General features: G+C 68.9%; 20 protein-coding genes. 15 read left to right on the top strand and 5 right to left on the bottom strand.

From position 1 onward, the window contains the following. Positions 1-13 precede the first annotated feature (13 nt). A complete protein-coding gene (locus K307_RS23180; RefSeq protein WP_042883094.1) occupies positions 14-805 on the top strand; it encodes an SDR family oxidoreductase in 792 nt (263 codons plus the stop codon). A gap of 15 nt (positions 806-820) precedes the next feature. After that, positions 821-1,807, top strand: coding sequence for a hypothetical protein (locus K307_RS23185; protein ID WP_042883096.1), 987 nt, complete (start codon positions 821-823; stop codon positions 1,805-1,807). Here the strand turns inward: K307_RS23185 and K307_RS23190 are convergent. The 3 genes from K307_RS23190 to K307_RS23200 are packed head-to-tail and all read right to left on the bottom strand — an operon-like array spanning position 1,782 to position 4,690. Beyond that, positions 1,782-2,882, bottom strand: a complete 1,101-nt coding sequence (locus tag K307_RS23190) for a 3,4-dihydroxy-2-butanone-4-phosphate synthase (protein ID WP_042883098.1) — start codon at positions 2,880-2,882, stop codon at positions 1,782-1,784. The genes K307_RS23185 and K307_RS23190 overlap by 26 nt on opposite strands. Then, entirely contained in the window at positions 2,879-3,847 is a 969-nt protein-coding gene (locus K307_RS23195; protein ID WP_042883099.1) for an alpha/beta hydrolase, read from the bottom strand. The genes K307_RS23190 and K307_RS23195 overlap by 4 nt, the downstream gene beginning before the upstream one ends. A 33-nt stretch (positions 3,848-3,880) precedes the next feature. Continuing rightward, positions 3,881-4,690, bottom strand: a complete 810-nt coding sequence (locus K307_RS23200) for an SDR family NAD(P)-dependent oxidoreductase (protein WP_042883382.1) — start codon at positions 4,688-4,690, stop codon at positions 3,881-3,883. A 399-nt stretch (positions 4,691-5,089) separates the two neighbouring features. Between K307_RS23200 and K307_RS23205 the strand changes: the two genes are divergently transcribed. Then, positions 5,090-6,274, top strand: a complete 1,185-nt coding sequence (locus K307_RS23205; RefSeq protein WP_042883101.1) for a helix-turn-helix transcriptional regulator — start codon at positions 5,090-5,092, stop codon at positions 6,272-6,274. On the opposite strand, the gene K307_RS23210 is transcribed toward K307_RS23205, so the two are convergent. After that, positions 6,271-6,627, bottom strand: a complete 357-nt coding sequence (locus K307_RS23210; protein WP_042883384.1) for a VOC family protein — start codon at positions 6,625-6,627, stop codon at positions 6,271-6,273. The two genes, K307_RS23205 and K307_RS23210, sit on opposite strands and share 4 nt — an antisense overlap. 212 nt (positions 6,628-6,839) lie before the next feature. Here K307_RS23210 and K307_RS23215 point away from each other — a divergent pair, with 212 nt between their 5' ends. The 9 genes from K307_RS23215 (at position 6,840) to K307_RS23255 (ending at position 17,421) form a co-directional block, all read left to right on the top strand. After that, a complete protein-coding gene (locus K307_RS23215) occupies positions 6,840-7,991 on the top strand; it encodes an LLM class flavin-dependent oxidoreductase (RefSeq protein ID WP_042883103.1) in 1,152 nt (383 codons plus the stop codon). 285 nt (positions 7,992-8,276) lie between these two features. Further along, entirely contained in the window at positions 8,277-9,470 is a 1,194-nt protein-coding gene (locus K307_RS23220; protein WP_042883105.1) for a flavin-dependent monooxygenase, read from the top strand. A 27-nt stretch (positions 9,471-9,497) separates the two neighbouring features. Then, positions 9,498-11,252 (top strand): FAD-dependent oxidoreductase, encoded by a 1,755-nt coding sequence (locus K307_RS23225; protein ID WP_042883107.1) that lies wholly within the window; start codon positions 9,498-9,500, stop codon positions 11,250-11,252. Continuing rightward, entirely contained in the window at positions 11,249-11,773 is a 525-nt protein-coding gene (locus tag K307_RS23230; RefSeq protein ID WP_042883109.1) for a flavin reductase family protein, read from the top strand. Before K307_RS23225 ends, K307_RS23230 begins: the two co-directional genes overlap by 4 nt. A 16-nt stretch (positions 11,774-11,789) precedes the next feature. Beyond that, positions 11,790-13,496: an FAD-binding protein gene (locus K307_RS23235; RefSeq protein ID WP_042883111.1), complete on the top strand. Its 1,707-nt coding sequence runs from the start codon at positions 11,790-11,792 to the stop codon at positions 13,494-13,496. Beyond that, on the top strand, positions 13,480-14,244 hold the full coding sequence (locus K307_RS23240; RefSeq protein WP_042883114.1) for an SDR family oxidoreductase: 765 nt from the start codon (positions 13,480-13,482) through the stop codon (positions 14,242-14,244). The genes K307_RS23235 and K307_RS23240 overlap by 17 nt, the downstream gene beginning before the upstream one ends. Before the next feature lie 27 nt (positions 14,245-14,271). Further along, the gene (locus K307_RS23245) at positions 14,272-15,324 is read left to right on the top strand and encodes a ferredoxin--NADP reductase (RefSeq protein WP_042883116.1); all 1,053 of its coding nucleotides are present in this window, start codon (positions 14,272-14,274) and stop codon (positions 15,322-15,324) included. Between the two features lies 1 nt (position 15,325). Then, complete coding sequence (locus K307_RS23250) at positions 15,326-16,957, top strand: FadD3 family acyl-CoA ligase (protein ID WP_042883118.1); 1,632 nt, start codon at positions 15,326-15,328, stop codon at positions 16,955-16,957. Positions 16,958-16,974: 17 nt separating this feature from the next. Further along, positions 16,975-17,421 (top strand): nuclear transport factor 2 family protein, encoded by a 447-nt coding sequence (locus K307_RS23255; RefSeq protein WP_042883119.1) that lies wholly within the window; start codon positions 16,975-16,977, stop codon positions 17,419-17,421. A 243-nt stretch (positions 17,422-17,664) separates the two neighbouring features. Here K307_RS23255 and K307_RS23260 read toward each other — a convergent pair whose 3' ends face one another. Continuing rightward, positions 17,665-18,531 (bottom strand): SDR family NAD(P)-dependent oxidoreductase, encoded by an 867-nt coding sequence (locus K307_RS23260; RefSeq protein WP_042883121.1) that lies wholly within the window; start codon positions 18,529-18,531, stop codon positions 17,665-17,667. Positions 18,532-18,728: 197 nt separating this feature from the next. Between K307_RS23260 and K307_RS23265 the strand changes: the two genes are divergently transcribed. From K307_RS23265 to K307_RS23275, 3 genes are read left to right on the top strand one after another with little or no spacing between them, the layout of a single operon-like run. Beyond that, positions 18,729-19,148, top strand: a complete 420-nt coding sequence (locus tag K307_RS23265) for a nuclear transport factor 2 family protein (protein WP_042883123.1) — start codon at positions 18,729-18,731, stop codon at positions 19,146-19,148. Next, on the top strand, positions 19,145-20,002 hold the full coding sequence (locus K307_RS23270; protein ID WP_080745183.1) for an SDR family NAD(P)-dependent oxidoreductase: 858 nt from the start codon (positions 19,145-19,147) through the stop codon (positions 20,000-20,002). The genes K307_RS23265 and K307_RS23270 overlap by 4 nt, the downstream gene beginning before the upstream one ends. Positions 20,003-20,035: 33 nt before the next feature. Next, positions 20,036-20,794 carry an SDR family oxidoreductase gene (locus K307_RS23275; protein ID WP_042883125.1) on the top strand — a complete coding sequence of 253 codons (759 nt, stop codon included), beginning with the start codon at positions 20,036-20,038 and terminating at the stop codon, positions 20,792-20,794. The last annotated feature ends 26 nt before the right edge of the window (positions 20,795-20,820 follow it).

The raw sequence follows: 20,820 nt of genomic DNA on the forward strand, positions 1-20,820 counted from the left end.
AGGAGACAACATCATGCTGCTGAAAGACAAGATCGTCATCGTATCCGGCATCGGCCCCGGCCTGGGGATCAAGCTCGCGGTGGAGGCCGCGCGCGAAGGCGCACGCGGCGTTGCCATCGCCGCGCGCACCGCGGCCAAACTGGACGAAGCCCAGGCCCGCATCGACGAACTGGGCGCCGACTGCGAAGTGCTCAAGGTAGTGACCGACATCACTGACCGCGCCCAGTGCCGGCACCTGGCCAGCGAAACCATGCGCCGCTTCGGCTGTATCGACGCGCTGGTCAACAGCGCCTTCCAGCACGGCAATTTCCCCGAGCCGGTGGAAGCCGCCGACCTGGATGTCTGGCGCCAGGTGTTCGACACCAACGTCTTCGGCACCATGACGCTGACGCAGGAAGTGGCGGCGCTGATGAAGCCGCAGGGCGGCGGCGCCATCGTCATGATCAACACCCAGGCCACGCGCAAGCCGATGCCCGGCGAATCGGGCTACGCCGCGTCCAAGGGCGCGCTGGCGGTGGCGGTCAAGTACCTGGCGCGCGAGCTGGGGCCGCATGGCATCCGTGCCAACAGCATCTTCATGGGCTGGATGTGGGGCGCGCCGGTCCAGGGCTATGTGCGCCACGCCGCAGCCGGGCAGGGGGTCAGCGAGGACGCTATCATCGCTCCGGTGGCTTCCCAGATCGCGCTGGGCCGCATGCCGACCGACGATGACTGCGCGCGCGCGGCGCTGTTCCTGGTGTCGGACTACGCCCGGGCGATCACCGGGGCCTCGCTGGACGCCAACGGCGGCGACTTCATGCCCTGATCCTGAGCTACTGCCATGACCCGCTACTTTGCCTTCAACGGCGACGCCGACGGCCTGTGCGCGCTGCAGCAGCTGCGCCTCGCGCAGTCCGGCGACGCGACGCTGGTCACCGGCGTCAAGCGCGATATTCGGCTGCTCGAGCGTATCGACGCCGGCGCCGGCGATACCGTGACCGCGCTGGACATCTCGCTCGAGCAGAACCGCGATGGCCTGTTGCGGCTTCTCGCCGCCGGTGCGCTGGTTGAATACTTCGACCACCACCATGCCGGCGAGCTGCCCGTGCATGCCGGCCTGCGCGCGAATATCGACGAGGGCGCCGAGGTCTGCACCAGCATCCTGGTCGACCGGCACCTGGACGGGCGCCACCGGCGCTGGGCGATCACCGCTGCCTTCGGCGACAACCTGGCCGGCGTCGCCCGCGCGATGGCGGCACAGGTGGGGCTGGACACGCGCGAGACCGCGATGCTGGAACGGCTGGGCACCTGCCTGAACTACAACGCCTATGGCGAGTGCGTGGCGGACCTGCATTTCGATCCCGCCGAGCTGGCGCGGCATATGCTGCCGTTCGCCGACCCGCTGGATTTCGCGGCGCAATGCAAGGCCTTCGCGATGCTGTGCGATGGCTACGAGGACGACATGGCGCAGGCGCGCCAGCTGTCTCCCGCCCACGAAGTGCCAGGCGCCGCGCTGCTGGTGCTGCCCGACGCGCCGTGGGCGCGGCGCGCGATCGGCGTGCTGGCCAACGAGCTGGTGCGCGGACACCCCGGCGACGCCATCGGGCTGCTGTCGCCAAAGTCCGGCGGCGGCTTTGCCGTCAGCGTGCGGGTGCCAGCGCACAGCGCCACCGGCGCGGCCGACTTCTGCCGCGGCTTCGAGACCGGCGGTGGCCGGCACCTGGCCGGTGGCATCAACCACCTGCCCGATGCCGAGGTCGATCGCTTCACCCGCAGCTTTGCCGACTGCTTCGGCGGGCGGGTCAGCCCGGCGCGACAAACTCAATAACCTCCAGGTCGAATCCGGTGACGGCGCGATACGGCACCGGATGGCTGAGCAGGCGCAGCTTGTGCGCGCAGACATCGCGCAGGATCTGCGCCCCCACCCCCAGCGCGCGTTGCGCAAAGGCCGGCGCCGGCGCAGCGGAGGCCGGCGCCGCCAGCCGTTCCAGCCGCTGCTGCGGCGATTCGCGCTCATCCAGCAGCACCAGCACGCCGCAGCCTTCGGCGCCGATGCGGGCGAGCGAGCGTTCCAGGTTCCAGGCGGGCTGGTCCGGCGTGCCGAACGCCAGCACGTCGCGCTGCATCTCCACGGCTTGCACGCGCGTCAGCACGGGTTTGTGCGGATCGGGCTTGCCCATGACCAGCGCCAGATGCAGCGCATCGACCGGCGCGTCGTGGTAGGCGTGCACGGTGAAGCGCCCGAAGCGCGTGTCGAGTTCGGTCGAGTGGGTGCGGCGCAGCGCGCCTTCGGTCAGCAGCCGGTGGTGGATCAGCGCGCTGACCGAAACCGCCGGTAGCCCGTGGCGCTGTGCAAAAGCGAGCAGGGCGGGGCCGCGCAGCAGTTCGCCATCGTCATCGAGCAGCATCGCGTAGGCGCCGGCTGCGACGCGTCCGGCAAGCCGCGGCAGGTCGGAGCAGGCCTCGGCAAAGCCGGCGCGGCGCAGCACGCCGTCGGCCTGCGCCACTAGCGGGAAGATGTGGCCGGGCTGGACCAGGTCTGCCGGCTGCGCTCGCGCTGCCGCCGCCACGCGCAGCGTCAGCGCGCGGTCCGCGGCGGAAATGCCGGTGCTGACGCCCGTGGCCGCCTCGATCGACACGGTGTAGCGCTCGCGCTGGCGCTGGTTGGCTGCCATCGGCGGCAGCTGCAGCCGATGGCGGCGCGCCTCGGTGATCGCCATGCAGACCAGGCCGCGCGCCTCGGCGGCCATGAAGTTGACGTCGGCCTCGGTGGCGCGCTCGGCGGCAACCAGTACGCAGCCCGTGGCCTCGTCCGTCTCGTCTTCGATCACTACCACACACTGGCCCGCGGCCAGCGCCGCGAGCACGTCGGCCATCGGCGGCAGGGCGGTAGCGGCGCTCATGCTGCCTCCTGCCGGCCGCTGCCGCCGGTGTTGCCACCCCAGGCCTGGCGCAACGACGCCGCGGCTGCATCCAGCGCATGGCTGGCGGCATCGATCACCCCTTGCATGCTGATAAAACCATGGAACTGGCCGGGCCAGCGGCGCACGGTAACGTTTCCGCCCGCGCGCTGCAGGGCCTCGCCATAGGCTTCGCCCTGGTCGCGCAGCGGGTCGAACTCCGCGGTGATGATGGTGGCCGGCGGCAGGCCGTGCAGGTCGCGCTGGTACAGCGGGCTGGCGCGTACATCGGTGGCATGCGCGGGGTTGGCCAGGTACTGGGCGCGATACCAGTCCAGTTCCGCGGCGCTCAGGAAGTAGCCAGCCGCGCAGTCGCGATAGCTGGCGCTGCCGGTCGCGGCGTCGGTGCAGTCCAGGTAGGGGTAGAGCAGCAACTGGTGCTGCAGCGCAATGCCGCTGCCGCGCAACTGCTGACAGGCCACGGCGGCGAGGTTGCCGCCGGCGCTGTCGCCGGCCACGGCAATCCGTGCCGGGTCGGCACCCAGTTGCGCCGCATGCGCAGCGGCCCAGCGCACGGCCGCGACCGCGTCGTCTGCCGCGGCCGGGAAGCATGCCTCCGGCGCCAGTCGGTAATCGACCGACAGCACCAGCGCGCCGCTGCGGCGCGCGAGGCCGCGGCAGATATTGTCGTGCGAATCGAGGCCGCAGACGACAAAGCCGCCGCCGTGGAAGTAAACCACGAGCGGCAGTGAAGTGCCGTCGTCGGGCCGGTACAGACGCGCCGGCAGCGGGCCGGCCGCGCCGTCGATGGCCAGGTCTTGCTGCGCGGCGATGGGGTCGCCGGGCGCGAATGGAGGCATGGCCGCCAGCGCGGCACGGTAGTCGGCGGCGCGCAGCGTGGAGAAATCGGGGCTGGGCATGGCGGCCATGGCGTCAAGCACGGCGCGGGCCTGGGGGTCAAGCGGCATGGTGTCTCCTGGATTGCCTTTGAGGAATCAAGCTCAGAGTGCGAAGGCCGGCTGGCTGCCGGCGGCAATGCCTTGCGCGCGCGCCAGCGCGGCTTGCACGGCCTGCTCGTGCGGCAAGATCCAGAACTGGCCAGCCGACACGCCATCCAGGATCACGCGCGCGACCTCATCCGGCGTCATGCCGGCGGCAATGCCGCTGCGCAGCGCGCCGTTCATCTGGTTCACCTCCTGCGGTCCGGCGCCATCCAGGTCCGACGCGATGCCGGTCGCCACCGGCCCGGGGCAGGCCACCGACACCCTGATCGGCAGGCCCACCGCCTGCAGTTCCAGCGCCAGCCCTTCGCTCAGCGCCACCACGCCCTGCTTGGACAGCGTGTAGGGCGCCAGCCACGGCCCCACCGCCAGGCCGGCCATCGAGGCGACGTTGACGATATGGCCCGCGCCCTGCGCGGCCATGCGCGGCACGAAGCAGCGCAGCGCGTGCAGCACGCTCCACAGGTTGACGCGCAGCACGCGCTCGAATACCTCCGGCGCCAGCTCCCAGCAGCGGCCGGTGGCGAGCACGCCGGCGTTGTTGACCAGCAGGTCGACACGGCCCAGGCGCAGGAAGCTCTCCTCGCACAGGTGTCCGATCTGCCCCGCGTCCGATACGTCGGTGGGTATTGCGATGACGGTGACACCTTGTCCGGCAAGCGCGGCACGCGTCGCTTCCAGCGCAGTGGCGTCGATATCCGCCAGCGCCAGCGCATAGCCTTGCGCCGCCAGGGCCTTTGCCAGCGCGCGGCCGATGCCGCTGCCCGCTCCGGTGATCACTGCGGCCTGCTGCCGCGGGTTTGCCGCCATGGTCGTGTTCTCCGTGAAAAAGAGGCGGCGGGGATCGCCGCCCATGATTGACTTGTAGCCGCAGCACCGCGGCGTGGCATCGTCTGTTTGGGTAGGGCGGGACGGCGTCACATGGCGACTAGGGGTTTGCCCTCGAGCGGGCGGGGATGGGCCTGTCCTTAGTCTGTTTGGAGTATGTGTTCGGGCCGCCGGCGCGTGAGGATTGGCCTGTCCCGCAGGACTAGTCCGGCGCGCTTGCAGCGCCGGCCTGGCCTAGGGCAAACCATGAAGGCGGGGGGCAAGCCGCGACCCCTTTGCCGTCCCTATCATCAGGGCACAAAAAAGGGCCGCAGAGCTCGCAGAAGGCCAGCCGTCCGGCACGTCCGACGCGCTGCGCACGCCACAATGGAGACAGAGGAAATGCTGATGGAGGTTAGCCACAACCAGGCAGCCGCACACCTGTTCGCGCAGACGACGGTGTCGCTGTCGGACTTCAGCGCGTTGCTGGGCAATATCTACCAGGGACCGATGGAGCAGGTGCCGTGGGGCAAGGCGCTGGAACAGATCCGCCGGCAGCTCAATGCCAACTATGTCACGCTGATCCTGCGTTCACCGGCCACGGATCGTTCCGGGCTGATGGTCAATGCATCCGAGCATGGCTCGACCCTGCCGGGCGAGACCTCCTACAACAACTACTACTACGCGCTCGACCCCTTCATCGGCCTGCCGTCGGACCGCGTGGTGACGATCGACGAGCACCTGGGGCCCGGCGTCTGGTGCCAGAGCGAAATCTACCTGCAGTTCCTCAAGGACATCGGCATCCGCTACATCCTGGGCGCGGACCTGCGTACCGACGACGGCGTGGAATGCCGCTTCCGCGTGTGCCGCAAGCACGACGGCCGCGACTTCTCGGCCGCGGACAAGGCGCTGTGCACGGCGCTGCTGCCGCACCTGAAGCGCGCGGTGGACCTGCACTCGCGCCTCGACGTGGTGGAATCGGAGCGCACCGTCTATGCCAGCGCCATCGATCGCATGCTGGTCGGAATGGTGATCCTGGACGAGTCCGGCACCATCATCAAGACCAACGCGGCCGCCGACGAGATCCTGGGCGCCAAGGACGGCATCCGTATGGCCAAGGGCGGGCTGGACGTGGAATACGGCCAGGAGAACCGCAAGTTCCAGCGCCTGCTGCGCCAGGCGATGATGGGCCACCACGGCACCGCGCCGGCACTGATGGAAGCGATGTCGATCACGCGCCCGTCAGGAAGCGCCAAGCTGGGCGTGCTGATCCGCACGATCCCGCTCAGCGAGTGGTCCGAGGACAATCGCAAGCGGCCCGCCTGCGTGGTCTTCATCCGCGACCCGGAGCGCCGCTCGCAGGCGTCGCACGATGTGGTGCGCCAGCTGTTCGACCTCACGCCGGCGGAGACCCAGCTGGCGCTGCAGCTGGCCAACGGGCTCACGCTCGATGAAGCCGCGGACGAACTCGGCATCAGCAAGAACACGGCGCGCGCGCACCTGCGCGCGATCTTCTCCAAGACCGGCGTGACCCGGCAGGCCACGCTGGTCCGCATGCTGCTGAGCAGCGTGATTTCGCTGGGCTAGCCCGGTTGTCCTGGCTTTGCGCTGAGCACCAGCGCAAAGCCTTCCGGGGTTTGCAGTACCGCACGGGTCTCGTGCGGCCCCTGCGCCGCGGGCTGCGCCACGCTGGCACCCGCATCCACCAGCCGCGCGATCGCCGCGGCGATATCGTCACCCTCATCCACCTTGAACGCGAGCGCGGGCTGGTCCACCAGCCTTTCTTCGCCGCCCACCAGCGCCAGCGTCAGCGCGCCCGCGTCGAGCGCGCAATAGCGGTTTCCGTCGCGAAACTTCACGGGTAATCCGAGCCCTTCGGTAAAGAACGGCAGCGCGGTGTCGATGTCCGCGACGGGGTAAAGCAGCAGCCTGGCTTGCATGGTGTCCTGGTCCTCTCGATGAAAGCGGGCGTTGATGCCCGCGACCAATGATAGGGATGCGCCATGCACTGCTCATAATCCAATCAGACGATGTTGCAACGCCTTGCGCCGCCCACACTGCGATCACACAGGCCGCTTCCGGCCCGAGGCGCGGCAACCGGCGGCGCCACGGTGGCGGTCCTGAACCATCAATGCCAGGGAAGGGGACTGCAATGCGTTTTTCGCTGATCTATGAAGCACAGACCGTCGATGCCTCGCGCGCCGGCGACCACAAGGTGTTCGATGAAATCATGGAACAGGTGGTGCTGGCCGAGGACATGGGCTTTGACGTGGTCTGGGCGGTCGAGCACACCGCGCTGACCAACTACGCGCACATGAGCGCGCCGGAAACATTCCTGGCCTTCGTCGCCGGGCGCACCCAGCGCATCGGCATCGGCCACGGCGTGGTGTGCCTGCCGCCGGCGATGAACCATCCGGTCAAGGTGGCCGAGCGCATCGCCACGCTCGACATCCTCTCCGGCGGCCGCGTGCACTTTGGCGTGGGCAAGGGCGGTACCCAGCAGGAGGCCGGCACCTTCGGCTACGACCTGAACACCCTGCACCCGATGATCGACGAGTCGATGTACCTGATCCCGAAGATCATGACGCAGGACGAGATCGAGCACGACGGCGAGTTCATCAAGATCCCGCGCCGCCCGATCCACCCCAAGCCGCGCCAGGACCCGCACCCGCTGATGTACCTGGCCTGCACCAATGCCGACACGCTGCAACGTGCCGGCGCGCGCGGCATGGGGGCGCTGGTGCTCGGCTTCGGCGGTCCCGAGGATGTGGCCAAGAAGAATGCGATCTATCGCGCGGCATGGGAGAGCCGCAAGCCTGAAGACCAGGTCGGCTTCCGCCCGCACCAGCACCTGGCGGCGCTGTGTCCGACCATCGTGCTGGAGGACGGCTTGGCGGCGCGCAAGATCGGTATCAAGGGCCAGCGCTATTTCATGGAGTCGCTGTCGTACTGGTATGCGGGCGGTGAGCGTCCTGACCCGGCGGCCTGGGACGATGAGCATGTCACGGCCACGGATGCGCAGGGCAAGGCCGTTATCAATACGAAGTTCGCCTCCGAGAAGGTCTCGGTGGATTTCAGCGATCCGTCGATGATGATGCTCAACCCCAACCACGCTTACGGCACGGTGGAGGACTGCATCGGCTACGTGCAACGGCTGATCGATGCCGGCGCCGACGAGATCCTGTTCATCTGCCAGATGGGCACGGTGCCGCAGTGGGCGCAGCTCGAGACCATCCGCAATATCGGCGAGCACGTGATCCCGCATTTCCGCAAGCAGGGAAGGAAGCTGCGGGCGTTGGCCTGAGAGCTCGCTGCCTGAGGGTTCGCTACCCGACGGTTTGCTCCCCTCTCCCGCTTGCGGGAGAGGGGCCGGGGGTGAGGGCAGGCGCTGGCATACCGCAGGCCTGACTTCGTCAGACACGCCCGCCCTCACCCCAACCCTCTCCCGCAAGCGGGAGAGGGAGAACCCAGTCGGGATTCGCGGCGCGCCGTGGCATCAAAAAAAGCTAGTCCCATCAGACGATGGCGCCCCGCCCAACCAGTGCAACCATCAACGCCAGCCACAAAACAAAGCCACAAGGAGACCGCGGTGCCTCACGACAACAATCCCAAGGACCTGGCAGCCCGCCTGATCGCGCGCGCCGCGCAGATGATCCCCTCGCTGGCAGAACGCGCCACCCAGGCCGAAGCCGAAGCGCGCATCCCCGCGGAAACCATCGCCGAGATGCAGGCCGCCGGCTTTTTCAAGGTGCTGCAGCCGCGCCGCTTCGGCGGCTATGAACTCGACCCCCAGACCTTCTTCCGCATCCAGATGGCACTGGCCAAAGGCTGCATGTCCACCGCCTGGGTCTACGGCGTGGTCGGCGTGCACAACTGGCAGCTCGCTCTGTTCGACGAACGCGCGCAGCAGGAGGTCTGGGGCAACGACCCCACCACGCTGATCGCCTCGACCTATATGCCCGTGGGCAAGGTCACGCCGGTCGAAGGCGGCTATCGCTTCTCCGGCCACTGGAAGTTCTCCAGCGGCAGCGAACTGTGCGACTGGATCTTCCTGGGCGGGCTGGTGCCGCCGGCCGAGCCGGGCGGCGCCTATGACTACCGCACCTTCCTGCTGCCGCGCTCCGACTACAAGATCGTGCGCAACTGGGATGTGCTGGGCCTGCGCGCGACCGGCAGCCACGATATCGTGGTCGATGACGTGTTCGTGCCCGACTACCGCACCCACCGCGCCGTCGATGGCGCCATGGGCACCAGCCCGGGCCTGGCCGTGAATGACGTACCGCTGTACCGCCTGCCGTTCGCGCAGATCTTCGTGCGTGCCGTGTGCACCGCGTGCATCGGCGCGCTGGAAGGCACCCTCGACGATTTCGTCGCCTACGCCGACGGACGGGTCAGCAGCAACGGCGGCGGCAAGACCGCCGAGGACGGCGGCGCGCAGATGGTTTGCGCCAATGCGCAGGTGGCGATCGACGAGATGCGGACCATCCTTGAACGCAACTTCGACGAGCTGCTCGCCGTGGCGCGTGAAGGCGGCCAGGTGCAGACGCCGCGCCGGCTGCATTTCCGCTACCAGTCCTCGCAGGTGGCCGAGCGCTGCGCGCAGCTGGCCAACAGCCTGCTGCGCTACGCCGGCGGCAACGGCATCTACCGCACCAACCCGATGGTGCGCCGTTTCCTCGACCTGCACGCCGCACGCGCCCACTACGCCAACAACCTGGACCGCTTCGGCCAGAACCTGGGCGGCGTGATGATGGGGCGCGCCAATACCGACTTCTTTATCTGAAGCCGCGCACCGGCAAGGGAACCCATCATGACCCAGAGTACAGCGCGCATGCAGGCGAAGGAGTATGACGTGGTGGTGGTCGGCTCGGGCGCCGGCGGCATGCTGGCCGCGTGCCGTGCCGCCGATCGCGGCCTGTCGGTGGTGGTGCTGGAGAAGAGCAGCCAGTACGGCGGCACCTCGGCGGTGTCCGGCGGCGGCATCTGGGTCCCGCTCAACCACCATATCGCGCCGGCAGGCGGGCAGGACGACTACGCCAGGGCGCTGGAGTACGTGCTTGCGTGCACCGGCGAGCACGGCGATCCGCAGCGCATCCGCGCCTACCTTGAACAGGCACCGCGCATGCTGCAGTACCTGGAGCAGCAGGCTGGCGTGCGGTATTACACGCTGCCGCGCTACGCGGACTACTTCCAGAAGGTGCCGGGCGCGATGCCCGGCTACCGTGCGCTCGACCCGATGCCGTTCGACGGCGCGCGGCTGCGCGAGGAATTCGACCGGCTGCGGCCACCGTCGCCGGGAACGCTGGTGGGCGGGCGTGTGGCCGTGACCTCGGGCGAGGCGCATGCGCTGCTGTGCCGCTCGCCCGGCTGGCTGGGCCTGGCGGTGCGCCAGTTCGCCCGCTACTGGCTGGACCTTGGCTGGCGCCGCAAGACCCGGCGCGACCGCCGGCTCACGCTCGGCAACAGCCTGGCCGGTGGCCTGCGCCGCGCGATGATGGATCGCGCGATCCCGCTGTGGCTCGATACCGCGCTGCAGGACCTGATCGTGGAAGACGGCGCGGTGCGCGGTGTGCGCGCCGTGCAATACGGGCGGGCGGTGGAGATCCGTGCCTTGCGCGGGGTGATCCTGGCCGCCGGCGGCTTCGAACGCAACCAGGCCATGCGCGAGCAGTACCTGCCGCAACCGACGCAGGCCGCCTGGAGCGCCACGCCGCCCAACAACACCGGCGACGCCATCCGGGCTGGGCAAGCTGCTGGCGCCGGCGTGGCGCTGATGTCGCACGTCTGGGGCGCGCCTACCGTGCATGTGCAGGGCGAGGAAAAGCAGCGTGCGCTCTTTATCGAGCGCGCCATGCCGGGCTGCCTGGTGGTGAACGGGCAGGGCCGGCGCTTCGTCAACGAAGCCGCCCCGTATTCCGAGTTCGTGCCGGCCATGTACCGCGACCATGAAAAGACCGGCTGCAGCGTGCCGGCGTGGATGGTGTTCGACGCCACCTTCCGCCACAAATACCCGTGCGGGCCGATCCTGCCGGGCTCGGTCATGCCGGACCGCAGCATTCCGGCCAGCCTGTCCGGCATCCTGGTGCGCGCCGACACGCTGGCAGAGCTGGCCCAGCAGATCGGCGTCGACGCCGACGGGCTCGCCGACAGCGTTGGCCGCATGAACCGCTATGCGGCCACCGGGGTGGACGAGGAGTTCGGCAAGGGCGACAACCTGTTCGATACCTACTACAGCGACCCGGCGGTACGGCCCAACCCCTGCCTGGCGCCGATCGGCAAGGCACCGTTCTACGCCGTGCGGCTCGACGCCGGCGACATCGGCACCAAGGGCGGGCTGGTGACCGATGCCAGCGCGCGGGTGCTGCGCGAAGACGGCACCGCTATCGCCGGGTTGTTCGCCATCGGCAACACCAGTGCCGCGGTGATGGGCACCAGCTATCCCGGCGCGGGCTCGACCCTCGGCCCGGCCATGACCTTCGGCTTTATCGCTGCCGACGTGCTCTCGCAGCACGCGCGTCAGCCCGCTGCCGCGCACAACGCTCAAACCGTACAGGAGGCCCTATGAGCGCCAATCCCGAAACCAGCACCGCGCTGCGCGATGACATGCTGAAGGCGATGCGCCGCATGGCGCGCTCGGTGGCGGTGATCAGCTGCCGCCATGGCGAGCGCCGCTATTCGATGTCGGTGACGGCAGTCGATTCGCTGTCCGCCGACCCGCCCTCGCTGCTGATCTGCATCAACCGCAGTTCGTCGATCTATCCGCCGCTCGATGCCGGTACAGACTTCTGCATCAACCTGCTGGCCGCCGACCACCGCGACATCGCGGTGGATTGCAGCGGCCGCCTCAAGGGCGAAGAGCGCTTCACCAGCGGCGAGTGGGAGGACGAGCTGCTCGGCGTGCCGTGCCTGCGCAACGCCCAGGCCAACCTGGTGTGTCGGCAGGATGGCCGCTTCGACTACGGCACGCACGCGGTCTTTATCGGGCGCTTGCGCGAGGTGAGGCTGGCGGGAGAGGTGTCGCCGCTGGTCTATGTCGACGGCGCCTATACCACGTCAGCGCCGCTGCGCGCGCTGTGTTCGGCATAAGCCGGGGAGCGCAAGCATGCATGCCATGCCCGACTCCGCGACGCCGGTCTACGCACCGCTGCGGCTCGATGATCCGGACGCGCATCCGTGGCAGGCAGCCTGCGATGCCGTGGTGGTGGGCCTCGGCGCAGCCGGCGCCTGCGCCGCGCTGGAAGCGGCGCAGGGAGGCGCGCGGGTGATCGTTGCCGAACGCTTTGAAGGCGGTGGCGCCAGCGCGAAGAGCGGCGGGGTGGTCTATGCCGGCGGCGGCACGCCGTACCAGTCCGCGGCGGGCTATGCCGATACCCCGCAGGCGATGGCGGATTACCTGCGCCAGGAGACCGGCGAAGTCGTCAGCGAGGCCACGCTGCAGGCGTTCTGCGAGCGCAGCCGCGACATGATCGGCTGGCTGGAAAGCGTGGGCGTGCGCTTTGCCGCCACCGTGCCGCCGCGCAAGACCTCTTATCCGGCGCAACCCTATTACCTCTACTACTCCGGCAACGAAGCGGTGGCCGCGTATGCGCAGCATGCCGCGCCGGCGCCGCGCGGTCACCGCGTGAAAGGCCCCGGCATGTCCGGCCGCACGCTGTATGGCGTGCTGCGCCGTGCCGTGCAGGCCCGGCCCGAAGTGACGGTGATGCGCCAGACCGCGGCGCGCCGGCTGATCGTCGACAAAGACGGCACGGTCGTTGGCGTCGAGCTGTGGCAGGTGCCGCCGGGACGGCAGCAGAAGCGCCACGCCCGCCTGGCACGCATGGCCGAGCGCCTGCACAACGCCATGCCGGGGCTGGCCGACCTGCTGCGCCAGCGCGTGCTGCAGCTGGAGCTGCGCCATGCGCGCCCGGTCGCGGTGCGCACCGGCGCGGTGGTGCTGGCCACGGGCGGCTTTATCTTCAACCGCGCCATGGTGGCGCGCCACGCCGGCAAATACCTGCAGAACTGGCGCCTCGGCGCGACCGGCTGCGACGGCAGCGGCATCCGGCTCGGCGAGTCGGCCGGCGCAGCCACGCGGCACCTGGAGCGCGTATCGGCATGGCGCTTCATCAATCCGCCGTTCGACTGGGCGCGCGGCTGCGTGGTCGATGCGCAGGGCGCGCGCGTCGGCAACGAGGAAACCTACGGCGCTACACTGGGCCACGCCATCTGCGAACGGCACGACGGGCGGGCATGGCTGATTCTGAACCGCGACCTGGCGCGCGCCGCCTTGCGCGAATGCCTGGGCGGCCGGCTATGGGCATTCCAGGCCTTGCCCGCGGCGCTGCTGATGCTTGGCGGTGCACGGCGCGCGGGCAGCCTCGAAGCCCTTGCCGACAAGCTGGGCATGCCTGGCGCTGCGCTGCGGGCTTCGCTGGATGCCTACAACGCCGCGGCTCGCGGCGAAATCGCGGACCCGGCCGGCAAGTCGGCGCAGATGTGCGCTTCGCTGGAACAGGGGCCCTGGCTCGCCGTCGACATCTCCGCCAACAGCCGCGTCTTCCCCTGTCCGGCCATCACGCTGGGCGGCCTCTCGGTGGAAGAGTCCAGCGGCCGGGTGCTGGCCGCCGCCGGCGGCGCGCCCATTCCAGGCCTCTACGCCGTGGGCCGGACCGCCGTGGGCATTGCTTCCAACCACTACGTAAGCGGCCTGTCGCTTGCCGACTGCATCTGGTCGGGGCGCAACGCAGGCCGCCATCTAACACGACAGCCTGCCGGCCAGCGGCAGGCACACACCAACCAGGAGACCTCCCATGAGCCGACGTACTGAAGGAAAGATCGCCGTTGTCACCGGGGCCGCCAGCGGCGTCGGCAAGGAAGACGCACTGCTGCTGGCGCGCGAAGGCGCGCGCGTGGTGCTGACCGACCTCAACGAGGAAGGGGGCCACGCCCTGGCGCGCGAGATCGGCGAGACTGCGCTGTTCGTGCCGCACGACATCGCCAGCGAAGCCGGCTGGCAGCAGGTGATGGCACGCACCGAGCAGCACTTCGGCACGCCGAACGTGCTGGTCAACAATGCCGCCATCCTGATGCTGGGCTCGGTCGAGGACACCACGCTGGAGCAATGGCAGCGCGTGATGCGCATCAACGCCGACGGCTACTTCCTCGGCTGCAAGTACGGCGTGGCTGCGATGAAGGCGGGCGGCGGCAGCATCGTCAATATGTCGTCGGTGGCGGCGCTGGGCGGCATGGGCGCGTTCTGCGCCTACAGCGCCAGCAAGGGCGCGGTGGCCGCGCTGACGCGCGCCGTGGCGGGGCACTGCAAGCAGAACGGCTACCGCGTGCGCTGCAACTCGATCCATCCGGACGGCATCCTCACGCCGATGACCGCCGCTTTCCTGCCCGGCGGCGCCACGGCCCTGCCGGAGGAGGTAGGCGGCGCCGAACCGATGCAGCGCATGTGCCATCCGCGCGACGTCGCCAATCTGGTGCTTTTCCTGGCTTCCGACGAAGCGCGCTTTATCAACGGCGCCGAACTGCGCATCGACAACGCGCAAACCATCATGGGCGTGGCCTGACGCCACCCAGAGCTGAAGAAGGACATCATGGCGCCAGTGCAATTCCACCGGCTGCAGATCGCCGAAGTCGTCGCGGAAACGGACCAGGCGCATTCGCTGGTATTCGCGCTGCCGGACGGCCTGCACGATACCTTTGCCTACCGTCCCGGGCAGTTCCTGACCCTGCGCGTGCCCGTGGACGGCGTGCCGCTGCAGCGCTGCTATTCGCTGTCGAGCACGCCTGAGGTCGACTACGCCTTGCGCGTGACGATCAAGCGGGTGCAGAGCGGGCGCGTGTCCAACTGGATCTGCGACCACCTGGGCGCGGGCGATACGGTAGAGGTGATGCCGCCGGCCGGGGTCTTCACCCCGCCCACGTTGCATGGCGATTTCCTGCTGCTGGCCGGCGGTAGCGGCATCACGCCGGTGCTGTCGATCGCCAAGGCGGCGTTGCGCCACGGGCGCGGCGCGGTGACGCTGGTCTATGCCAACCGCGACGAGCGTTCCATCATCTTTCGCGAAGCGCTTGGGGAGCTGGCGCGGCGTTATCCCGGCCGCCTGCGCGTGATCCACTGGCTGGACAGCGTGCAGGGGGCGCCGACGCAGCGCCAGATCGAGGAACTGGTGCGGCCGTGGAGCCTGGCGGAATGCTTCGTCTGCGGTCCCGGGCCGTTCATGGACGCTGCCCAGGCCGCGCTGCAGGGGCTTGGCGTGCCGCGCGGGAAGCTGCATGTGGAGCGCTTTGTCTCCTTGCCCGATGTGTCGGTGGCCAAGGCTGTTGCCATGGAGCCAGCCGCGGCGGCCACCTCCGCGCCCGCCATGCGCGGCGCGGCGCTGAACGTGCAGCTCGACGGCGAGACCCACCAGGTCGGCGTGGCCCCGGACGAAACGGTGCTCGACGCCCTCCAGCGCGCCGGAGTGGCCGTCCCCAACTCCTGCCGCGCGGGCCTGTGCGGCGCCTGCATGTGCCAGGTGACGCAGGGCGACGTGACGCTCGGCGAAAACCATGTGCTCGACCGTGCCGACCTGGAAGCGGGCTGGACCCTGGCTTGCCAGGCGCGCCCTGCGAGCAGCGAGATCCACCTGAAGTTCCCGGATTGACATGACTCCATCTGACACCATCGACGCCATTGCGGCATCGGCCATCCTCGACGCCGCTGCAAACGAGGACATTGCCGCGACCATTCCCGAACTGGTGCGGCGCGCGGCGCAGCGCCACGGCGAGCGCATCGCCATCCAAGAAGACGGGCTGCGCCTGAGCTACGCCGCGCTCGACGCCTGCCGCATGCAGGCAGGCCGGGCGCTGATGGCGCTCGGCGTGCAGCCGGGCGACCGTGTTGCCGTGTGGGCGCCAAACTTCTCCGAATGGATCATTGCGGCGCTGGCCACGCACAGCGTGGGCGCGGCCCTGGTGCCGCTCAATACGCGCATGAAGGGCGCCGAAGTCGGTGCCGTGCTGGCCGACAGCGGCGCGCGCCTGCTGTTCTGCGTCGATGACTTCCTCGGCGAAAGCTATCCGCAGATGCTCGCGCCGCACCGCCCCGCCACGCTGGAGCGGCTGGTGATCCTGCGGCCGGGGCAGGGCAGGGAACTGGGCGAGGGGGAGCTGGCATGGGAAGCCTTCCTCGAGCTGGCGCAGCAGGTGGACATGGCGGCATTCGCGCAGCGCGAGGCCGGCGTGCGCGGCGACACGCTGATGGACATCATGTTCACCTCGGGCACCACCGGGCGTCCCAAGGGCGTGATGACCGCCCACGCGCAGAACCTGCGCGCCATCGACGGCTGGGCCGCGATCACGGGCGTGCGCGCCGGTGATCGCTACCTGATCGTCAATCCCTTCTTCCATACCTTCGGCTACAAGGCCGGCTGGCTCGCGGCGCTGTCGCGCGGGGCTACAGTGCTGCCCCATCTGGTGTTCGACGCCGAGGCCGTGATGACACGCGTGGAGAACGAACGCATCACCGTGCTGCCCGGACCGCCGACGCTCTACCAGACACTGCTCAACGCGCCGCGCCTGCGCGAGTTCGACCTGTCTTCGCTGCGCATCGCGGTGACCGGCGCGTCGGCGATCGCGCCCGTGCTGATCCAGCGCATGCGCGACGAGCTGGGATTCGACACTGTCATCACCGGCTATGGCCTGACCGAGTCGTGCGGCTTTGCCACGCTGACCTGCTCCGGCGACGATGCCGGGACGGTCGCCGGCACCTCGGGCCGCCCCATGCCAGGCATCGAGATCCGCTGCGTCGACGAGCAGGGGCAGCCCGTGGCCACCGGCGAGCCGGGCGAGGTATTGGTGCGCGGCTACAACGTGATGCAGGGCTACTTCGGCCTGCCCGAAGCCTCGGCAGAAGCCGTCGACGGCGACGGCTGGCTGCACACCGGCGATGTCGGCACGCTCGATGCGCGCGGCTACCTGCGCATCACCGATCGCATCAAGGACATGTTTATCGTGGGTGGCTTCAACTGCTACCCGGCGGAAGTAGAGAAGCTGCTGACGGCACATGCGGCGGTGGCCCAGGTGGCGGTGGTGGGCATGCCGCATGAACGGCTCGGCGAGGTCGGCCGCGCCTATGTGGTGCTGCGCCACGGCGCCCGGCTGGAGGCCGAAACCCTGATTGCGTGGGCGCGTCGGCAGATGGCCAACTACAAGGTGCCGCGCGAGGTCGTGTTCGTGCCGTCGCTGCCGGTCAGCGCGGCCGGCAAGGTGCTGAAGTACCAGTTGCGCGAAGCTTGATCCAACGAGGAACCACCATGACCGATATCGCTACCATTGCCGACCGCCTCGCGCGGCTGGAAGCCGCCGATGCGATCCGCGCGCTCAAGCTGCGTTACCTGCGTGCGTGCGACGACAAGGACCCTGACGGGATGCGCGCGTGCTTCGTGCCCGACAACGCGCATATCCACTATGACCGTATCGGCAGCTTTGCCGGGCGTGAGCTGCTGGTGCAGTGCTTTGCGGAGCTGGCGTGCCGGCCGACGCTGCGGGAGATGCATTTTGCGGGGCAGGGGGATATCTGCGTGCTGGATGAGGATACGGCGCGGGGTAGCTGGGATCTGGCTTACCTGGCGCTGGATGATGCCAGTGGTTCGCGCTCGTTCCTGACGGGGCGCTATGCGGACGAGTATGTGCGGATTGATGGTGCGTGGATGATCCGGTCGACGGTATTCAAGACTGGATTGTTGTCGCAGGGCGAGTAGGAGAGGGGACCGGCCTGTGGTAGTTCGAACAGCGTCGTCCTGCGTTGCCGCTTGCTTACGAGATTGCGACCACGCCAGCAGCAAGCACCCCTCTCCCGCTTGCGGGAGAGGGGGGAGAGGGCAGGCGCGTGCCTCGCGATATGGCGTGTTGGTCCGCGACGTCCTGCCCTCACCCTAACCCTCTCCCGCAAGCGGGAGAGGGGACCGGCCTGTGGTAGTTCGAACGGCGTCTCACCCCAATCGCTATTCAACGATCGCCGGATGCACCGGCGGCGGCCCGCCCAGCACCTGCCGGTACGACGGCGGCTGCAGACCCTCCGCATCGACAATGCCATAGGCCAGCGCCGCCTCGGCGCAGATCAGCACCTGGCCGGATTTCTCCAGCAGCCTGGGGTCGCGGTACAGCGCATCAATGACCTTGCCCGTGAACTCCGGCGTCTCCGCCACCGGCGCGAACGACGCGTACTTGTCGGGATGCTGTTCCCACACGCGCTGCGTGCGCGCCGTGCGCAGCGGCCCCATCCACAACGACACCGCCGCGACGCCGTGGGGCCGCAGGTCGACCGCCATGTCGTGCGCGAACTTGTCGAGGCCGGCTTTCTGCGCGCCATAGGCCGGCCCGTGCATATAGCAGTTGGCGCCGAATGACGAGGTGAACACGATCAGCCCGCGCCCCTGCGCCGCCATTATCGGCGCGGCGTGCCAGCTGGCCACGTACCCCGATCGCAGGCCGACGTCGAGAATGCCTGCCATCTCCAGCGGCTTCTGCCAGAACGGGCCCGGCATGATCAGCTCGTCGTGCAGGAAGGTCGCGTTGTTGACGAGGATATCGATGCGTCCTGACTCTTCCCGCACGCGCTCGAACAGCCGCGCCACCTGCGCGTCATCGCCATGGTCGCACGCCACCGCGATGCCGCGCCCGCCCAGCGCATCGATCTCGCGCGCCGTGGCGTGGATGGTGCCGGGCAGCGGCGCGCTGCCTTCCTGCACCGTGCGCCCGGTCACGTACACCGTGGCGCCTGCCGCGCCGAGTGCGAGCGCAATGCCCTTGCCGGCACCGCGCGAGCCACCCGTGACGACCGCGACGATGGCCTGTTCCGCCTGCTTCATATCTGCCTCCTGTGTGTGTGTTGCGCAGGCCCCGGTCGGGGCCGCCCACGCCCCTCGAAGCTTGGGGGGCGCACACGATCGGTACATCCTTCGTTTGGACTAAACGGCGCCCTGTCCGGCTACTCCACGCGGACGATGGCCGCCGGCGCGGCAGGGCCGACGATAGTCGCCATCTCAACCAAGGAGTGAGCCTGGCCATGTCCGAACTGGAACACAAGCAAGCCATCCACGCCCTGACCTGCCGCTATGCGCAGGCGGTGGACCGGCGCGATTTCCCCAAGCTGGCGGATCTGTTCACGCCGGACGCGCGGCTGTGCGGGCCGGGCTTCCGCATGAACGGAGCGCAGGCCATCGTTGACGGCATGGCATCGCTCGGCCAGTACAGCGCCACGCAACATCACGTGCACCAGCAGCTGGTTGAAGTCGATGGCGAAACCGCGGCCGGCGAGACCTATTGCATTGCCAGTCACCTCTATGAACAGGACAACGTGCCACGCAAGCTGGACTGGGGCATCCGCTACCAGGATCGCTTTGTGCAATGGCGCGGCCAGTGGCGCATTGCAGCGCGCGAACTGGTGGTGGACTGGACGCAGGACCTGCCGTTGCGAGGCGCATGATGACGACGAATCGCGTACTCGAAGGCAAGACAGCGCTCGTCACCGGCGGCGCAGGGGGCATTGGTGCAGCCAGTGCGCTGGCGCTGCTGCGCGATGGTGCAGCGGTGGTCCTGATGGGGCGGCGGCGCGAAGCGCTGGAAACGGCACGGCGCAGCATGTGTGTGGAGGTTCCCGGCGCCACGATTGAAATCCATGTCGGCGATGCCTGCAGTGCTGACCATGTCCAGGCCGCACTGCAGCAGACGTGGGAACTGAACCAGCGGCTCGATATCGTCGTGGCGACGGTCGGAGGCGGCGGCTTCCGTCCGCTGCTGATGCATGACGCCACATCGCTGATGGCGGAGCTGGAGCTGAACATCGCCAGCGCGTTCCTGGCGGTGCGCCACGCGTCACCGCTGATGGCGTCCCAGGGCGGGGCCATCGTCTGCATCTCGTCGAACGCGGCGCGCATGACCTGCCGCTGGCTGTCGGCGTACTGCGCGGCCAAGGCGGGTCTGGAAGCGTTTGTGCGCGCTGCCGCCGAGGAGCTCGCGGGATGCGGCATCCGCGTCAATGCGGTGCGGCCGGGTCTCACACGCTCCGGCGCGACCGGCCCGATGTTCGACAACCCGGCGATGCTGGACAAGTTCGTCGCGCAGATGCCGCTGGGCCGCGCCGGCGAACCGGACGACATCGCCAGTGCGGTGCGCTACCTGGCCGGGCCGGAATCGAGCTGGGTGACCGGGCAGAGCTTCGCCGTCGATGGCGGCAGCGAGCTGCGCGGCAATCCCATCCTCGATGAAACCGTGGCTGCCGTGTATGGCGAAGCCGCGCTGCGCGCGGTGCTGGCCGGCAGGATTCCCGACGCCGGCTGACCTAGACGGATTGACGACCCAAGGAGCAAAACGATGAATCAAGTTGAAGACAAGGTCGCGCTGGTGACCGGGGCGGCCAGCGGGGTAGGGCGCGCCGACGCGCTGCTGCTGGCGGCCGAAGGCGCGCGCGTCATCCTCAGCGATGTCAACGAGGAGGCCGGGCAGGCGCTGGCGCGCGAGATCGGCGACGCGGCACTGTTCGTGCGCCACGACATTGCCCGCGAGGAGGACTGGCGCGCGGCCATGGCCGCCGCGCAGGACCGCTTCGGCCGGCTCGATGTACTGGTCAATAATGCGGCCATCTGTCCGCTCGGATCGATCGAGGAAACGTCGCTCGACACCTGGCGGCAGGTCATGCGCGTCAATGCCGACGGCTATTTCCTCGGCTGCAAGTTCGGCGTGCAGGCGATGAAGGGCAATCCGGCCGGCGGCTCCATCGTGGTGATGTCGTCCGTGGCGGCGCTCGGGGGCCTGCCGATGATGTGCGCATACAGCGGCGCGAAAGGTGCCGTCACCGCGCTGACGCGCAGCGTGGCCGTGCACTGCAAGCGCAACGGCTACCGGATCCGCTGCAACTCGATCCACCCTGATGGCGTCTGGACGCCGATGACGCAGGCGCTGGTGCCGGACCTGGATCCTGCTGCGCTTGGCATCGGCACTGATCCGATGGCGCGCATGTGCCAGCCGGAGGAAGTTGCCAACCTGGTCCTGTTCCTGGCTTCCGACGCATCGCGGTTTATCAACGGGGCGGAATTGCGCATCGATAACGCGCAGCTAATCTCATCGCTGTAAGGCCCGGGACGGCGGCCGGTTTGCGC

Origin of the sequence: Cupriavidus necator A5-1 (assembly GCF_000744095.1) — a bacterium.
GTDB lineage: Bacteria > Pseudomonadota > Gammaproteobacteria > Burkholderiales > Burkholderiaceae > Cupriavidus > Cupriavidus necator_A.

Excerpts from the sequence above, each read along its gene's own strand:
- K307_RS23180 (WP_042883094.1), top strand. The coding sequence starts at position 14 with ATGCTGCTGAAAGACAAGATCGTCATCGTATCCGGCATCGGCCCCGGC.
- K307_RS23185 (WP_042883096.1), top strand. The coding sequence starts at position 821 with ATGACCCGCTACTTTGCCTTCAACGGCGACGCCGACGGCCTGTGCGCG.
- K307_RS23190 (WP_042883098.1), bottom strand. The coding sequence starts at position 2,882 with ATGAGCGCCGCTACCGCCCTGCCGCCGATGGCCGACGTGCTCGCGGCG.
- K307_RS23195 (WP_042883099.1), bottom strand. The coding sequence starts at position 3,847 with ATGCCGCTTGACCCCCAGGCCCGCGCCGTGCTTGACGCCATGGCCGCC.
- K307_RS23200 (WP_042883382.1), bottom strand. The coding sequence starts at position 4,690 with ATGGCGGCAAACCCGCGGCAGCAGGCCGCAGTGATCACCGGAGCGGGC.
- K307_RS23205 (WP_042883101.1), top strand. The coding sequence starts at position 5,090 with ATGCTGATGGAGGTTAGCCACAACCAGGCAGCCGCACACCTGTTCGCG.
- K307_RS23210 (WP_042883384.1), bottom strand. The coding sequence starts at position 6,627 with ATGCAAGCCAGGCTGCTGCTTTACCCCGTCGCGGACATCGACACCGCG.
- K307_RS23215 (WP_042883103.1), top strand. The coding sequence starts at position 6,840 with ATGCGTTTTTCGCTGATCTATGAAGCACAGACCGTCGATGCCTCGCGC.
- K307_RS23225 (WP_042883107.1), top strand. The coding sequence starts at position 9,498 with ATGACCCAGAGTACAGCGCGCATGCAGGCGAAGGAGTATGACGTGGTG.
- K307_RS23230 (WP_042883109.1), top strand. The coding sequence starts at position 11,249 with ATGAGCGCCAATCCCGAAACCAGCACCGCGCTGCGCGATGACATGCTG.
- K307_RS23235 (WP_042883111.1), top strand. The coding sequence starts at position 11,790 with ATGCATGCCATGCCCGACTCCGCGACGCCGGTCTACGCACCGCTGCGG.
- K307_RS23240 (WP_042883114.1), top strand. The coding sequence starts at position 13,480 with ATGAGCCGACGTACTGAAGGAAAGATCGCCGTTGTCACCGGGGCCGCC.
- K307_RS23245 (WP_042883116.1), top strand. The coding sequence starts at position 14,272 with ATGGCGCCAGTGCAATTCCACCGGCTGCAGATCGCCGAAGTCGTCGCG.
- K307_RS23250 (WP_042883118.1), top strand. The coding sequence starts at position 15,326 with ATGACTCCATCTGACACCATCGACGCCATTGCGGCATCGGCCATCCTC.
- K307_RS23255 (WP_042883119.1), top strand. The coding sequence starts at position 16,975 with ATGACCGATATCGCTACCATTGCCGACCGCCTCGCGCGGCTGGAAGCC.
- K307_RS23260 (WP_042883121.1), bottom strand. The coding sequence starts at position 18,531 with ATGAAGCAGGCGGAACAGGCCATCGTCGCGGTCGTCACGGGTGGCTCG.
- K307_RS23265 (WP_042883123.1), top strand. The coding sequence starts at position 18,729 with ATGTCCGAACTGGAACACAAGCAAGCCATCCACGCCCTGACCTGCCGC.
- K307_RS23270 (WP_080745183.1), top strand. The coding sequence starts at position 19,145 with ATGATGACGACGAATCGCGTACTCGAAGGCAAGACAGCGCTCGTCACC.
- K307_RS23275 (WP_042883125.1), top strand. The coding sequence starts at position 20,036 with ATGAATCAAGTTGAAGACAAGGTCGCGCTGGTGACCGGGGCGGCCAGC.